This is a genomic window from Bacteroides sp. AM16-13, assembly GCF_003602705.1.
GTDB lineage: Bacteria > Bacteroidota > Bacteroidia > Bacteroidales > Bacteroidaceae > Bacteroides > Bacteroides xylanisolvens.
This window is the reverse complement of the sequence record NZ_QTLK01000012.1, coordinates 104,646-120,916: the sequence shown is the minus strand read 5'-3', so window position 1 is coordinate 120,916 and position 16,271 is coordinate 104,646. Positions and strand designations below refer to the sequence as shown.

Here is a 16,271-nt window from a genome sequence, read left to right as displayed (position 1 = left end):
GTAGAGCAAAAATAAATAAAACTGGATTAAAAAGGAAATTTAAAATAGTGATTGAACATAAAATGCACGCTTTTGCATATTTAATCCACCTGTCTATCCTCTATCAAGCACAATTATTACCCTATAAAGAGAGAAGATACCTCGTACTTTTGTTTTGACAATTAGAACTAGTAAAATTTTAAATGAGAACTATAAATGAAACGTCTATTTATTTGTGTAGTGGGACTTGTTATAGCCGTAACCGCATGGGCTCGTACCTTTAATATGAAGGAGCTTGGAGCTGATCCCCGAGGTATTGAATCTTGTACGGAGTTAATAAACCAAACGATTGAAAAAGCATCTTCTGAAGGTGGAGGAACTATTTATTTCCCGGCAGGTGTTTATTTGACAGCCACTATCTACATGAAAAGTAATATAACTTTGTATGTGGAGTCCGGAGCTGTTCTTCGTTTTTCAGATCGTTTTGAAGATTATCTTCCTTTTGTGAAGATTCGTTGGGAAGGTACAGTGATGAATACTTTGTCTCCCCTGATTTATGCGCATGATGCGGAGAATTTGACTATAACCGGGCGTGGAACACTGGACGGTAATGGATTTAAATGGTGGAGCTGGGAGAAAGAAACACGGGAACTGATTAAAAAAAACGGAGGAAAATTGCCTGCTTTGAATAAACTACAACGAATGTGGGAAGAGGCTAATGAAGAACTGGAAATCTCGGATTATTATAAACCTTCTTTAGAGCGTCGTATGTTTCGTCCTCCTTTTATTCAGTTTTATGAATGTAACAATGTGTTGATAGAGAATGTGAGAATTGTCAATTCTCCTTTTTGGACCATAAATCCGGCTTTTTGTGATAATGTAACAGTGCATGGAGTGACGATATATAACCCCTCAAAAGATCCAAAAGGTCCCAATACGGATGGAATAAACCCTTCTTCTTGCCGGAATGTACGTATTTCTGATTGTTTTATTAGTGTGGGAGATGATTGTATCACAATTAAATCGGGGCGTGATGCTGATGGACGGAAATATGGAAAGGCATGTGAAAATATAACGATAACTAATTGTGTTATGCTTTCCGGTCATGGAGGGGTAGTTATTGGTAGTGAAATGTCAGGCGGTGTAAGGAGAGTGACAATTTCTAATTGTGTTTTCGATGGTACGGATTCTGGTATTCGTCTAAAGTCCTCGCGCGGGAGAGGAGGGGTCGTTGAAGAGCTTCGGGTAGATAATATCGTCATGAAGAATATTCAGCGGAATGCCTTCATTTTTGATTTGTTCTATGATAAAGAGTCAAAAATAGAGCCTGTCAGTGAGCGGACTCCTGTTTTCCGGAACATTCATTTAAGCAATATTACAGGTTCTGATATCAAGCAAATTGGTTATATTAAAGGGATTGAAGAAATGCCCGTACAAGGCTTGTCCTTTTCAAATATTAATATGAAGGCAGAGGTTGGATTTATAGTTGATATTGCTGAAGATATTCGTTTTGATAATGTGGATTTCTCATCGCAGACTGGTTCACCGTGGCAATTCAGTAAATGTAAGCAGATTGTTTTGAATAATATTAGATCTAAGTATCCTGTTATCGAACAAACGATTGTTACATTTGAAGATGTCGATAATGCTATTATTAATGATTGTTTTCAGATGACTCCTGTGAAGGATTTTTATAAAGCTAATAACAGTCATATTATTGAAGGACATAATTATTGGAAAAAAGAGAGTTTCAAATAAACAGGAACTGTCATATTGTTTCTGTTGAATTTTATTGTTGGGTAGATATGAGAAGAACGATATTACATCATCTGTAATATCGTTCTTCTATTGATTAGAGTTGTTTATGATTTACTTCTTATCGTTTTCGCGAATCTCCACCCGGCGGATTTTACCGCTGATTGTCTTCGGAAGCTCTTCTACGAACTCGATGACACGCGGATATTTATAAGGAGCAGTCACTTTCTTCACGTGATTCTGTAATTCCTTAATCAGTTCTTCTCCGGCACGTGCTTTATAGTCTTTGGATAGAACAATCGTAGCTTTTACCACCTGACCGCGAATCTCGTCGGGTACTCCGGTAATAGCACATTCCACAACAGCCGGATGAGTCATCAACGCACTTTCCACTTCGAATGGGCCGATGCGGTAACCGGAGCTCTTGATTACGTCGTCTGCACGACCGACAAACCAAAGGTAGCCGTCCTCGTCTTTCCAGGCAACATCGCCGGTGTAATAAATACCATCGTGCCAAGCTTCGTGAGTGCGTTCCGCATCCCGGTAGTATTCTTTGAAAAGTCCAAGAGGTTTACCTTTGCTGGTGCGGATTACAATTTGTCCTTGCTCACCCGCTTCAACAGAGCGGCCTTCATGGTCGATCAAGTCTACATCATATTGAGGATTCGGAAGCCCCATGCTTCCCGGTTTCGGTTCCATCCAAGGCATGGTGGCGATGGTAAGGGTTGTTTCTGTTTGTCCGAAACCTTCCATCAGTTTGATACCCGTCAGTTTCTTGAAAGTTTCAAATACAGCGGGGTTCAATGCTTCTCCGGCAATGGTGCAGTATTTTAGTGAAGACAAGTCGAACTTTGTCAGGTCTTCGTGAATCAAGAACCGGAAGATGGTAGGAGGTGCACAGAGAGAGGTGACATGATATTCCTGGATTTTTTCCAGAATAGCTGCCGGGGTAAACTTCTCGTGGTCGTAGACGAAGATATTGGCTCCGGCAATCCACTGTCCGTAGAGTTTGCCCCATACCGCTTTTCCCCAGCCGGTATCGGCAATGGTGAGGTGAAGACTGTTCTCGTCCAGGTTGTGCCAAAAACTACCGGTAACGATATGACCTAACGGATAAGTAAAGTCATGTGCCACCATCTTAGGTTCACCGGTAGTGCCGGAAGTAAAATACATCAGAGAGATGTCGTCGTTAGTGTTCGCATGGCGCGGACGTACAAACGGAGCAGCATTTTCGATACCCTGATGGAAATCTTCGAAGCCTTCCGGGATTTCCGGACCGACACTGACTAACTTTTCAACCGTGGGACATTCGGGAAGAGCATCTTTGATATGTTGCAGGATGATTCCTTCGCCGGCAGCTACGATCATTTTGATGTCGGCAGCGTTGCAGCGATAGATAATATCCTTCTTGGTCAGCAAGTGAGTAGCCGGAATGACAGTTGCTCCTAGTTTGTGAAGAGCGATGGTGCTATACCAGAACTCATAACGGCGTTTCAGAATCAGCATCACCATGTCGCCACGGCCGATACCCAGGCTCTGGAAGTAAGAAGCGGTCATGTCCGTAGATCGTTTCATGTCGGCAAATGAGAATTGGCGACTTTCGCCTTTGTCATTTGTCCAAAGTAAAGCGTTCTTGTCAGGTTGTTCGGCAGCCCAGGCGTCTACTACGTCATAGCCGAAGTTGAAGTTCTCCGGGACGTTTATTTTCAAGTTTTTGATAAAATCCTCTTGTGAACTGAAAGAGGTCTGTGATAAAAATCTTTCTACCATGATGTTATGGATTATGTGAATGAAGAATGAAGAATGAAAAATGAAGAATTTTTCCATGCGTATTATTTATACAGTGCAACATAATTCTTCATTCTTCATTTTTCATTCTTCATTTTTTTATTATTACATAATTACTGCCAGAAAACGTACTGTTTTGCCATCGAGCGCTTTCATGCCATGTGGAAGTTTAGAGTTAAAATAGATACTATCGCCTTGGTTGAGGATGATTTCTTTGCCTTCGATGTTGATAAGCATACGTCCTTCGATGACAAGGTTGAATTCTTGTCCGTTATGTTGGTTATAATGGATTGGTTCGTCGTTTGCTTTCGGTTCAACAGTGACGATGAACGGATCGGCGGTACGGTTCATGAATCCTGAAGCCAGTGATTGGTATTTATAAGCTTTGGTACGTTCGATGCTGACTCCTTTGCCGGCACGGGTCACGAAGTAGCTGCTCATTTTAGGCTCTTCGCCAAACATCAGGGCGTCGAGAGCTATATTATACGTGCGGGCTATTTTTTGTAACATGCTGACAGAGATATCGTAGTCTCCGGTTTCTGCAAGTCGGTATTCTTCGGCAGAGATGTCGCTGTCGCGGGCGATATCCTCTGCGGTCAGTTCCAGTACATCACGTAATCCGCGGAGGCGTTCTGCGATCTGTTTAATTTGTTCATTCATACAAGTGGTTCGTATTTTTATGATTAATAATTCTATGGTATTATTTGGAGGCTTTCATGGCTTTGATGATAGCGGAGGTGAATCCGTTGTGTTCCAGTTCATTGATCCCCTTGATTGTGATTCCGCCCGGAGTGGTGACCTTGTCGATTTCTACGCTGGGGTGGGTGTCATTGTTCTGAATCAGTGCGGCTGCTCCTTTTAAGGATTGTGCTATCATCTGCATGGCATCTTTGGGACGAAGTCCCATTTCGATTCCGGCTTGCATGGCTGCCTGAACGTATTTCAATACGTAAGCGATGCCGCAGGAGGTCAATGCGGTGGCTGCCGCTATTTTATCTTCGGGAATAAGCATCACGGTTCCCATCTCGCTGAACAACCGGAGGATGAATTTGTCTTGTTCATCGTTCGTATTGCGGGCGGCAACAAGCGTCATACTTTCCAGTTCGCTGATAGCGGTGTTCGGAATCAGGCGGAACATGGCCATTTCCGGTGCTACGACATAATGAGCCAGTTCTTCAAAACTGATGCCGGCAGCTACGGAGATGAGTATCTGTTTGCTTTTCAGTTTCAATTCGCGCATCACCGGTTCCATAAACCACGGTTTGACAGCAAGGATGACAATATCTGCGCCTGTGGCAGCTTCCACATTGCTGTTGGTGATAGAGATACCCGGAAATTCCTTTTTCAGTTTCTCTAGTTTTCCGGCACTCGGATTGGACACAATGATGTCCGAATCGTCTATCAGACTTCCTTTTGCCAGGCCACGGGCTATTGAACCGCCCATATTTCCTGCACCGATAATGGCTATTTTCATATACGCTTATTTTTAATGAGTTGTTAAAGGCAAAGGTAACAGTTAATTACGAAAAAACAAAAAGCAGCCGGAATAAGAAATAAATTTCTAATAAAGGCTGCTTTTATCGTTGGCTGTTTATTAATCAAATGAGCGATTAGAGTACTTTCTTGAACCGGGCAAGGAAGTCTTCTGCTTCCTCCATAGTAAGACAGAGAGGAGGTAACAGGCGAAGTACATTCGTACCGCTTGCTCCGGTAAATACATGCTCGTCATAGATGAGGCGGCTGCGTAGTTCTTTGATGGGTTCTTCGAATTCGAGTCCGATCATGAGTCCGCGTCCGCGTACCTCTTTTATTTGCGGGAATTTCTTCAACTCTTCTAGTAAGTAGTTGCCTACTACCTTTGCGTTTTCTATCAGATTTTCTTGCTCAATGACGTCCATCACAGCGAGTGCTGCCGAACATGCCAGATGGTTTCCACCGAAGGTAGTTCCCAATTGACCATATACCGGTTTAAACATCGGGCTGATCAGGACACCTGCCATCGGGAAACCGTTGCCGATACCTTTGGCTACAGTGATGATGTCCGGCTTGATGTCATTATATTGGTGGGCGAAGAATTTACCGCTACGTCCGTATCCGCTCTGAATTTCATCGAGAATCAGGATCGTTCCTGTTTCGCTGCAAGCTTTGCGGAGTTCCTGCATAAATTCGGTGGTCGGTATCTTGATACCGCCTACCCCTTGTATTCCTTCAATGATAACAGCACATGTGTCTCCTTTAGACAATTCCTGTTTCATCGCTTCAATGTCGTTGAGCGGGAGATAGGTGACATGACCGTTATTGTTGATAGGAGCGATGATGGAAGGATTTTGAGTCGCTTCTACCGCCAGAGACGTCCGTCCGTGAAACGCTTTGCTGAAAGATACGATTTTGGTACGTCCATTGTGGAAGGAAGCCAGTTTTAGAGCATTCTCGTTCGCTTCGGCCCCACTGTTAATCAGGAACAGGCTGTAGTCTTCGTAACCGGAAATCTTGCCCAGTCGTTCGGCTACCTCTTGTTGGAGCTTGTTGATGACGGAGTTTGAGTAGAAACCAAGTTTAGCCACCTGGTTACTGATCATTGCTGTATAGTGAGGGTGTGCATGTCCGATAGAGATAACGGCATGACCTCCGTAGAGATCCAGATATTTCGTTCCGTTCTCATCCCATACCTTGCAACCGTCGCCCTTGACAATGTTGATGTTATATAAAGGATATACGTCGAATAATTTCATAATAATTAAATGAAGAATTAAGAATGAAGAATGAAGAATTAGGTTACTTCATGGTTCATTTGATTATTTTTGGCAGTTTTGATTGAAGAAACAAGCAGAGCTATGAGTTCTCCACAATCAATCTCCATACTATTAAAAGCATTAGAATCGATATAATCTGAATCTTTTAAAAGATTCAACCAATAGTCGGTTTCATTAGCTTCCTTTAATGATATACTTAGTTTATTAATGAAGTCAGCATTGCTTTGGGCAAATTCGGATTCTCGAATTGAAGCTCCAATAGAAGTGCCGGAACGAAGAATTTGTTTGCTGAGGATGAACTCTTGTTTCATTTCTCGAAGATATTTAGTCATTTGTACAATTCGAAGTGCAAATGAATAGCTTTTTGTATTCAATAATGAATTTGTTCTATTGTGGCAATTCTTCATTCTTCGTTCTTCATTCTTCATTAAAACGCTGAAGGCTTCAAACGTAGTCCTACGGTTTCTTCCAGATTGAACATCAGGTTCATGTTATGAACCGCTTGTCCGCTGGCGCCTTTCAGCAAATTGTCGATACAAGAGATAATCAATAGTTTGTCACCGTGTTTCTCCAGATGTATCAGGCACTTATTAGTATTAACGACTTGTTTCAAGTCAATATTCTTGTCTACGATGTGTACAAAGGAGTCTTTTGCATAATATTCCTCGTACATACGAACGATTTCTTCCAGTGCTACTTTGGTTTTGACTACCATCGTTGCAAAGATACCACGGGCGAAATCTCCACGGTATGGAATGAAGTCGATCTCCGCATCGAAACTGTTTTGCAGCTGTTTCAGTGATTGCTTGATTTCCGGAACATGCTGGTGCTCGAATGCTTTGTACACACTCATATTGTTGTTTCTCCAACTGAAATGACTGGTAGCACCCGGTTTCACTCCGGCTCCCGTACTTCCTGTAATGGCATTTACCATTACATCATCCGTCAGCATCAGATTCTTGGCAAGCGGAAGTAAACCGAGCTGGATGCAGGTTGCAAAACAGCCGGGATTGGCTACGTGCTTTGCCGTACAAGTGGCACGGCGGTTCAGTTCCGGCAGGCCATAGATAAAGTCGTGGTCGTCGCTCATAATGCGGTAGTCCATCGAGAGGTCGATAATCTTCAGGTCTTCCGGTATGTTGTGACTTTCCATGAATTTCTTTGTATCGCCGTGGGCAGTGCAGAAAAAGAGAACGTCGATTTCGTCCAAAGGTAACTGGTCGGTGAATCTTAGATCTGTTTCTCCATACAAGCCTTCGTGTACGTCGGTAATTCTGTTTCCGGCATTACTGCTGCTGTTGATAAATACGATCTCAGTTTCCGGATGGTTGAGCAGCAGACGGATTAATTCGCCTGCTGTATATCCTGCGCCACCAATGATTCCTGCTTTAATCATATCTCTTCGTCTTTGTGGTTATTATAGTAAACACGTAGCGGAGTAGAGGTTACTTTGATAAAGCCTTTGGCGTCTTCGGCTGTCCAGCCTTTCTGCATTTCACCGTATTCTCCGAATTTAGTCTTCACCAGATCATCTTCTGATTCTACACCTACGGTAGAGAAGGAGAGAGGGCGAAGCTCGAGGATAGCCGTACCGTTTACGTTACGCTGGCTTTCCTGCAACATCGCTTCGATGTCACGCATCACCGGTTCGAGGTATTGGCTTTCGTGGAGGAACATACCGTACCAGTTGGCAACCTGGTCTTTCCAGTATTGCTGCCATTTGCTCAATGTATATTTCTCAAGGAAGCGATGGGCGCCGATAATCAACATCGGGGCTGCTGCTTCGAATCCTACACGGCCTTTAATACCGATAATTGTATCACCCACGTGCATATCACGGCCGATACCGTATGCTGCACCAATCTCTTCCACTTTCTGGATGGCTTTGATCGGGTCGTCAAACTTCTCGTCGTTGACAGCTTTCAATTCCCCTTTTTCGAAAGTCAGGCGGAGCTGTTCGCTGCCTTCTTTTTCAACATGTTTGAGGTAGGCTGTTTCCGGGAGTCCTTGCGCAGAGTCGAGGATTTCGCCACCACAGATAGAAGTACCCCACAAACCTACATTATAAGAGTATTTCAGTTTGGTGAAGTCCGCGCTGAAACCATGTTTGTTCAGATAATCAATTTCTTCCTGACGGCTCAATGCCATGTCACGGGTCAATGTGATGATTTCCACATTGGGAGCCAGTACGAGGAAAGTCATGTCGAAACGGATCTGGTCGTTACCTGCTCCGGTAGAACCGTGTGCGATGGCATCCGCACCGATTTCATTGGCATAACGTGCGATGGCCAATGCCTGGAAAATACGTTCGGAACTAACAGAAATAGGATAAGTACCGTTACGCAGCACATTTCCGAAAACCATGTATTTCAGGCTCTTTTCGTAGTATTCCTGGGTAACGTCCAGCGTCACGTATTTCACTGCTCCCAGTTTATAAGCGTTTTCTTCGTTTGTTTTCAGTTGTTCTTCGCTGAAACCACCCGTATTGGCACAAGCTGCATATACTTCGTAACCTTTTTCTTTGGCGAGGTACATGACGGTGAACGATGTGTCCAGTCCGCCGCTGAATGCCACCACTACTTTTTTCTTCTTTTCTTCCATAGTGCTGTATCTTTTAAATGTTATTTCTTTCTTGTTCTTTTTTGATGTTCCGCGGCTCTGTCGGATCGTATAGCATGGCTGTACAGATGCAGAACTTGCGGTTTTTCGCTACCAGGATATCATGGTTGATACATCCTTCGCATCCTTTCCAGAAAGCTTCGTCGTCTGTCAGTTCGTTGAAGGTGACAGGCACATAACCCAGTTCGGTGTTCATCTTCATGACAGCTGCTCCGGAGGTCAGACTGAATATTTTTGCTTTCGGCCATCGGAGACGTGCCAGTTGGAAAGAAGCCTGTTTGATGCGTTTTGCCAGTCCTAACCCACGGAAATCGGGATGAACGATCAGACCGGAAGTAGCCACATATTGCTTGTTTCCCCATGATTCGATGTAGGTGAATCCGGCAAAAGTATCGCCACAAAGAGCAATAATCGCCTTACCTTCTTTCATCTTTGTCGCTACGTATTCGTGTGTGCGTTCCGCAATTCCTGTTCCTCGTACGGCGGCAGCATTTCTGATAGTTTCCAAAATAGTGTCAACGTAAACCTCATGTGAGGCGTCGGCTACCATAACATCTATTTGTTGAGTGTCCATTTCTTTATTATATAATAATAGGTATAATTATTCGATATTGGGAATGATGAGTGACAAAAGCTGACGTATTTTGCTGATGGCAACTCCTTCACGCAACACCAACATGATTGTATCGTCACCGGCAATGGTTCCCAGAATTTCACTGAATTCATTGTTGTCGATGTCATACGCCATGCTGCTCGCATAACCGGGACGGGTGCGGATAACGGCAATGTTACCGGAAAACTGTAAAGAGATAAATCCGTTGTTACGTAACATTTCACCGGCACTCTGGTCGGTAGAACGTTTATACATAATGTTGTTCGGCAGTACATATACGTACTTCCCGTTCATACTGGCAGCCTTGGCTACTTTCAATTGTTTCAAGTCGCGGGAGAGGGTGGCCTGTGTCAGTTCGAAGCCTTCGCGGTTCAGCTCTTGCAACAGTTCTTCCTGCGAACCGACCTCCTTGCTTGAGATAATCATTTTGATGGCGTCTAACCGATTTGCTTTCTTCTTCATTGTATAATTATTCTAAGAATGGCGCAAAAGTATGCATTATTTCGGAGAAAATATGCATAAAACCAAAGTTTTTTTGCATAAAAGTGAAAAATATGCTAAACGGTGAGAGCCTGCTTTTTTGTTTTGTGTCAAAATGTATACCCTTTCAATCAAAATACATAAGGAAAGGGAGGAGGGAATCGCCTATCTTTGCCATGTAGGTAAATGGATACCTTAAATATATAGACAGAATACCATGAAACAAAACTTTTTTGCAGTCGACCTGGGCGCAACGAGCGGCCGTACAATCTTAGGAACTTTCATCGAAGGCGGATTAAATCTGGAAGAGATTAATCGTTTTCCTAACCACCTGATTGAAGTGGGTGGACATTTCTATTGGGATATTTATGCATTATATCGTCATATTATTGACGGGCTGAAGTTGGTGGCTCATCGTGGCGAATCCATTGCTTCTATTGGTATTGATACCTGGGGAGTGGATTTTGTATGCGTCGGAAAAGACGGTAACCTGCTTCGTCAGCCATACGCGTACCGTGATCCTCATACGGTAGGAGCACCGGAAGCTCTTTTCTCCCGTATTTCGCGTAGTGAAGTCTATGGCAAAACGGGTATTCAGATTATGAATTTTAATTCACTTTTTCAATTAGATACTTTACGTCGCAATCACGACAGCGCATTGGAGGCGGCAGATAAAATTCTGTTTATGCCGGATGCATTAAGTTATATGCTGACCGGAGAGATGGTGACGGAATATACAATTGCTTCGACAGCGCAGCTGGTAAATGCTCAAACACGTCGTTTGGAACCGGAGTTGCTGAAAGCAGTAGGTTTGAGTGAAAAGAATTTCGGACGTTTTGTATTTCCGGGTGAAAAGGTGGGAGTATTGACGGAAGAAGTGCAAAAGATAACCGGACTGGGGGCAATTCCTGTGATTGCAGTAGCCGGCCATGATACCGGTTCTGCTGTTGCTGCCGTTCCGGCATTGGATCGCAACTTTGCTTATTTGAGCAGTGGGACTTGGTCGTTGATGGGAGTTGAAACAGATGCTCCGGTGATTAATGCTGAAACGGAAGCGTTGAACTTTACCAATGAAGGTGGGGTGGAAGGAACCATCCGTCTGTTGAAGAATATCTGTGGAATGTGGTTGTTGGAACGTTGTCGTCTGAATTGGGGAGATACAAGCTATCCTGAATTAATCAATGAGGCGGATGCTTGCGAGCCGTTCCGTAGTCTGATTAATCCGGATGATGATTGTTTCGCGAATCCTGCGGATATGGAAAAAGCTATTGCTGAATATTGCCGGGCTACCGGACAAGCAGTTCCCGAGAAACGTGGACAAGTGGTGCGTTGTATTTTTGAAAGTCTGGCTTTGCGTTATCGTCAGGTATTGGAGAATTTACGTTCGCTTTCTCCCCGTCCGATTGATACATTGCACGTAATTGGCGGCGGTAGCCGGAATGATCTGTTGAACCAGTTTACAGCTAATGCGATAGGAATTCCTGTGATAGCCGGTCCGTCTGAAGCAACAGCTATCGGTAATGTAATGATTCAGGCAATGGCAGCAGGTGAAGCAACGGATGTTGCCGGTATGCGCCAGTTAATCAACCGCTCTATCCCGTTGAAGACTTATCAGCCGCAAGATACGGAAGCTTGGGACGCGGCTTATATCCATTTTAAGAATTGCGTTCGATAATGCATTGAACAACCGACAGAATAATCATTTATTTAAACTAATAGAATATCATGAAAAAAGAAGAACTGATTCAGAAAGCGTATGAGATTGCTGTGGAACGTTATGCAGCAGTAGGTGTAGACACTGAACAAGTATTGAAAACGATGCAGGATTTTCATCTGTCACTTCACTGCTGGCAGGCTGACGACGTTGCAGGATTTGAAGTACAGGCCGGCTCATTGACCGGAGGTATTCAGGCAACCGGTAATTATCCGGGCAAAGCTCGTAATATTGATGAATTGCGTGCTGACATTTTGAAAGCTGCTTCTTATATTCCGGGTACTCATCGTCTGAACCTGCACGAAATCTATGGAGATTTCCAGGGTAAGGTGGTAGACCGTGACCAGGTAGAACCGGAACATTTCAAGAGCTGGATCGAATGGGGTAAAGAGCATAACATGAAGCTCGACTTCAACTCTACCTCTTTCTCTCATCCGAAATCAGGTGACTTGTCTCTTTCTAATCCTGATGAAGGTATCCGTCAGTTCTGGATTGAACATACCAAACGCTGTCGTGCCGTTGCGGAAGAAATGGGTAAGGCACAGGGGGATCCGTGTATCATGAATCTTTGGGTACATGACGGAAGCAAGGATATTACGGTAAATCGTATGAAATATCGTGCATTGCTGAAAGATTCTTTGGATCAGATCTTCGCTACCGAATATAAGAATATGAAGGATTGTATCGAATCTAAGGTGTTCGGTATCGGTCTGGAAAGCTATACAGTGGGTTCTAATGACTTCTATATCGGTTATGGTGCTTCTCGTAACAAGATGATTACGTTGGATACCGGTCACTTCCATCCGACAGAAAGTGTAGCTGATAAAGTATCTTCACTGTTGCTTTATGTACCTGAATTGATGTTGCACGTAAGCCGTCCGGTTCGTTGGGATTCAGACCATGTTACTATCATGGATGATCCGACAATGGAACTGTTCAGCGAAATCGTTCGCTGCGGTGCTTTGGACCGTGTACATTATGGTCTTGACTACTTCGATGCATCTATCAACCGTATCGGTGCATACGTAATCGGTAGTCGTGCTGCACAGAAATGTATGACTCGTGCTCTGCTCGAACCGATTGCCAAGTTGCGCGAATACGAAGCAAACGGACAGGGATTCCAACGTCTGGCTTTGCTCGAAGAAGAAAAGGCGCTTCCTTGGAATGCAGTTTGGGATATGTTCTGCTTGAAGAACAATGTTCCTGTTGGTGAAGATTTCATCGCAGAAATTGAAAAGTACGAAGCCGAAGTAACTTCTAAACGATAAGTTATGGAAATCTTAATCGGCTTATTGATTATAGCCATCGGTAGCTTTTGCCAGTCCAGTTCTTATGTACCTATCAAAAAGGTAAAAGAATGGAGCTGGGAAAGCTTCTGGTTAATACAAGGTGTATTTGCCTGGTTAGTGTTCCCGTTCCTGGGTTCACTACTGGGTGTACCCCAAGAGAGCAGTTTGTTCGACTTGTGGGGAGCAGGAGGTGCTGGAATGAGCATCTTTTATGGTATATTGTGGGGAGTAGGAGGGTTGACTTTCGGACTTTCCATGCGCTATTTGGGTGTTGCGCTCGGACAGAGTATCTCACTGGGTACTTGTGCCGGTTTCGGTACCCTTCTTCCGGCTCTTTTTGCCGGTACAAACTTGTTTGAAGGTAACGGGCTGATTCTTTTGTTGGGTGTTTGCATCACGTTGGCAGGTATTGCTATTATCGGGTATGCCGGTAGCTTGCGTGCGCAAAACATGAGTGAAGAAGAAAAACGTGCTGCCGTAAAAGACTTTGCATTGACAAAAGGGTTACTGGTTGCACTTTTGGCTGGTGTCATGAGTGCCTGCTTTGCTTTGGGACTGGATGCAGGAACACCTATCAAAGAAGCCGCTTTGGTTGGTGGAGTAGAAGGACTTTATGCCGGTCTTCCGGTTATCTTTCTGGTTACGCTTGGAGGCTTCCTGACAAATGCAGCTTACTGTTTGCAACAGAATGTAGCTAATAAATCGATGGGTGACTATGCTAAAGGAAAAGTGTGGGGCAATAATCTAGTGTTCTGTGCGTTGGCTGGTGTACTATGGTATATGCAGTTCTTCGGATTGGAAATGGGTAAGAGCTTCCTCACCGAAAGCCCGGTGTTACTGGCTTTCTCCTGGTGTATCCTGATGGCATTGAACGTAACTTTTAGTAATGTTTGGGGAATAATTCTGAAAGAATGGAAAGGGGTGTCAAACAAGACCATAACTGTGCTGATAGCTGGTCTGATCGTCCTTATCTTCTCTTTAGTATTCCCAAATTTGTTTTAAAAAAATCAAGAACGGATTACACGGATTACGCAGTTTTTTTATAACTTGCGGCAAAATCCATGTAATCCGTGCCTAATTAAAATATATATATAATGAAATCAATTTTAGAGAATCGTCCGGCACTTGCCAAAGAAGTAAACAAGGTAGCAGAAGTTGCCGGATACTTGTGGCAGAAAGGATGGGCTGAACGTAATGGTGGTAATATCACTGTTAATATCACAGAGTTTGTAGACGATGAAATCCGTCAGATGAAGCCGATCAGCGAAGTAAAATCTATCGGTGTGACTCTTCCTTATCTGAAAGGCTGCTATTTCTACTGCAAGGGAACTAATAAACGCATGCGTGATTTAGCCCGCTGGCCGATGGAAAATGGTTCGGTAATCCGTATTCTGGATGACTGTGCCAGCTATGTGATTATTGCGGATGAAGCTGTAGCCCCGACATCGGAATTGCCTTCTCACTTGAGCGTACACAATGACCTGTTGAGCAAAAACTCTCCTTATAAAGCATCTGTACACACACACCCGATCGAACTGATTGCCATGACACATTGTCCGAAGTTTCTGGAAAAAGATGTGGCTACCAATCTGTTGTGGAGTATGATTCCTGAAACAAAGGCATTCTGCCCGCGTGGTTTGGGTATCATTCCTTATAAATTACCTAGCTCGGTGGAATTGGCTGAAGCTACCATCAAAGAATTGCAGGATTACGATGTGGTGATGTGGGAGAAACATGGCGTATTTGCAGTGGATTGCGATGCGATGCAGGCATTCGATCAGATTGATGTACTCAATAAGTCGGCTCTGATTTATATCGCAGCTAAAAATATGGGCTTCGAACCGGATGGTATGAGTCAGGAACAGATGAAAGAAATGTCAGTAGCTTTCAATCTTCCTAAATAAGATTTATACTAGTCATTGATTTTAATTACTTTAGAAACCGTGGCATTTTCTACCCTGGAAGGTGCTGCGGTTAACCCTTTAAACAAATAGATAACCATGAATCGCATTATTTTAAACGAAACTTCGTACTTCGGTGCCGGATGCCGTAGTGTCATTGCTGTGGAAGCAGCCAGACGTGGCTTTAAGAAAGCCTTTTTTGTAACGGATAAAGATCTTATCAAGTTTGGTGTGGCTGCCGAAATCATTAAAGTATTTGATGAAAATCAGATTCCTTACGAACTTTATAGTGATGTAAAAGCGAACCCTACGATTGCAAATGTACAAAACGGTGTGGCGGCATACAAAGCTTCCGGAGCCGATTTTATCGTTGCTTTGGGCGGCGGTTCTTCCATCGATACTGCCAAAGGAATTGGTATTGTTGTGAACAATCCGGATTTTGCAGACGTGAAATCTCTGGAAGGGGTAGCCGATACCAAACACAAAGCGGTGCCTACTTTCGCGCTGCCTACTACTGCCGGAACAGCTGCCGAGGTAACGATCAATTATGTGATTATTGATGAAGATGCTCGCAAGAAAATGGTTTGTGTAGACCCGAACGACATTCCTGCCGTAGCTATCGTAGACCCTGAACTGATGTACTCAATGCCAAAAGGACTGACTGCTGCTACCGGTATGGATGCTTTGACTCATGCCATCGAAAGTTATATCACTCCGGGTGCCTGGGTAATGAGTGATATGTTCGAATTGAAAGCCATTGAAATGATTGCTCAAAACTTGAAAGCAGCTGTGGATAATGGTAAAGATGTGGCAGCCCGCGAAGCAATGTCACAGGCACAATATATTGCCGGTATGGGATTCTCGAATGTCGGTTTAGGAATTGTCCACTCGATGGCGCATCCGTTAGGTGCGTTCTATGATACTCCTCATGGGGTAGCCAATGCCTTATTGTTGCCGTATGTGATGGAATACAATGCTGAATCTCCAGCAGCTCCGAAATATATCCATATTGCGAAAGCAATGGGAGTGGACACTACCGGAATGAGTGAAGCCGAGGGAGTAAAAGCGGCTGTTGAGGCAGTGAAAGCACTTTCTGCCAGTATCAATATACCGCAGAAATTACATGAAATCAATGTGAAGGAAGAAGATATTCCTGCACTGGCTGTAGCTGCTTTCAATGATGTTTGTACAGGCGGTAATCCTCGTCCTACTTCGGTAGCAGATATCGAAGCTCTATATCGCAAAGCTTTCTAAAGTTAGTTTTTGCGGAAGTTCTTTTCACCACAGATTACACAGATTTACACAGATTTAATTCTTAAATATCGGCTTCCGATTAGAAAATAATCTGTGTAAATCTGTGTAATCTGTGGTGTTTTTCTG

Annotated in this window: 15 protein-coding genes; 6 read left to right on the top strand and 9 right to left on the bottom strand. The window is 43.7% G+C overall.

What is annotated here, in order from left to right:
- Nucleotides 1-195 precede the first annotated feature (195 nt).
- Entirely contained in the window at nt 196-1,737 is a 1,542-nt protein-coding gene (locus DW173_RS11660; RefSeq protein WP_087322789.1) for a glycoside hydrolase family 28 protein, read from the top strand.
- A 111-nt stretch (nt 1,738-1,848) separates the two neighbouring features.
- Here DW173_RS11660 and DW173_RS11655 read toward each other — a convergent pair whose 3' ends face one another.
- The 9 genes from DW173_RS11655 to DW173_RS11615 all read right to left on the bottom strand — a co-directional run bounded on the left by DW173_RS11655 (nt 1,849) and on the right by DW173_RS11615 (nt 9,969).
- The gene (locus tag DW173_RS11655) at nt 1,849-3,504 is read right to left on the bottom strand and encodes an AMP-binding protein (protein WP_008645207.1); all 1,656 of its coding nucleotides are present in this window, start codon (nt 3,502-3,504) and stop codon (nt 1,849-1,851) included.
- A 123-nt stretch (nt 3,505-3,627) separates the two neighbouring features.
- Nucleotides 3,628-4,182 (bottom strand): helix-turn-helix domain-containing protein, encoded by a 555-nt coding sequence (locus DW173_RS11650; RefSeq protein ID WP_004313803.1) that lies wholly within the window; start codon nt 4,180-4,182, stop codon nt 3,628-3,630.
- 40 nt (nt 4,183-4,222) lie between these two features.
- Nucleotides 4,223-4,996, bottom strand: coding sequence for a pyrroline-5-carboxylate reductase (gene proC, locus DW173_RS11645; RefSeq protein ID WP_004310476.1), 774 nt, complete (start codon nt 4,994-4,996; stop codon nt 4,223-4,225).
- Between the two features lie 136 nt (nt 4,997-5,132).
- Nucleotides 5,133-6,254: an aspartate aminotransferase family protein gene (locus DW173_RS11640; RefSeq protein ID WP_120144481.1), complete on the bottom strand. Its 1,122-nt coding sequence runs from the start codon at nt 6,252-6,254 to the stop codon at nt 5,133-5,135.
- Between the two features lie 38 nt (nt 6,255-6,292).
- The gene (locus DW173_RS11635; RefSeq protein ID WP_004310471.1) at nt 6,293-6,703 is read right to left on the bottom strand and encodes a four helix bundle protein; all 411 of its coding nucleotides are present in this window, start codon (nt 6,701-6,703) and stop codon (nt 6,293-6,295) included.
- Nucleotides 6,703-7,671, bottom strand: coding sequence for an N-acetyl-gamma-glutamyl-phosphate reductase (gene argC, locus DW173_RS11630; protein WP_004313800.1), 969 nt, complete (start codon nt 7,669-7,671; stop codon nt 6,703-6,705). The genes DW173_RS11635 and argC overlap by 1 nt, the downstream gene beginning before the upstream one ends.
- Nucleotides 7,668-8,876 (bottom strand): argininosuccinate synthase, encoded by a 1,209-nt coding sequence (locus DW173_RS11625; RefSeq protein ID WP_004310468.1) that lies wholly within the window; start codon nt 8,874-8,876, stop codon nt 7,668-7,670. The genes argC and DW173_RS11625 overlap by 4 nt, the downstream gene beginning before the upstream one ends.
- A 13-nt stretch (nt 8,877-8,889) precedes the next feature.
- Nucleotides 8,890-9,468: a GNAT family N-acetyltransferase gene (locus DW173_RS11620; protein ID WP_004299851.1), complete on the bottom strand. Its 579-nt coding sequence runs from the start codon at nt 9,466-9,468 to the stop codon at nt 8,890-8,892.
- 27 nt (nt 9,469-9,495) lie between these two features.
- Nucleotides 9,496-9,969, bottom strand: a complete 474-nt coding sequence (locus DW173_RS11615; protein ID WP_004310466.1) for an arginine repressor — start codon at nt 9,967-9,969, stop codon at nt 9,496-9,498.
- Nucleotides 9,970-10,204: 235 nt separating this feature from the next.
- Between DW173_RS11615 and rhaB the strand changes: the two genes are divergently transcribed.
- The 5 genes from rhaB to fucO all read left to right on the top strand — a co-directional run bounded on the left by rhaB (nt 10,205) and on the right by fucO (nt 16,145).
- Entirely contained in the window at nt 10,205-11,662 is a 1,458-nt protein-coding gene (rhaB, locus tag DW173_RS11605) for a rhamnulokinase (protein ID WP_087316974.1), read from the top strand.
- Between the two features lie 50 nt (nt 11,663-11,712).
- Nucleotides 11,713-12,969: an L-rhamnose isomerase gene (locus tag DW173_RS11600; RefSeq protein ID WP_008018351.1), complete on the top strand. Its 1,257-nt coding sequence runs from the start codon at nt 11,713-11,715 to the stop codon at nt 12,967-12,969.
- Nucleotides 12,970-12,972: 3 nt separating this feature from the next.
- On the top strand, nt 12,973-13,992 hold the full coding sequence (gene rhaT / locus DW173_RS11595) for an L-rhamnose/proton symporter RhaT (protein ID WP_120144480.1): 1,020 nt from the start codon (nt 12,973-12,975) through the stop codon (nt 13,990-13,992).
- A 92-nt stretch (nt 13,993-14,084) separates the two neighbouring features.
- Nucleotides 14,085-14,894, top strand: coding sequence for a rhamnulose-1-phosphate aldolase (gene rhaD / locus DW173_RS11590; RefSeq protein WP_004299882.1), 810 nt, complete (start codon nt 14,085-14,087; stop codon nt 14,892-14,894).
- Nucleotides 14,895-14,990: 96 nt separating this feature from the next.
- A complete protein-coding gene (fucO, locus tag DW173_RS11585) occupies nt 14,991-16,145 on the top strand; it encodes a lactaldehyde reductase (protein ID WP_004299884.1) in 1,155 nt (384 codons plus the stop codon).
- The last annotated feature ends 126 nt before the right edge of the window (nt 16,146-16,271 follow it).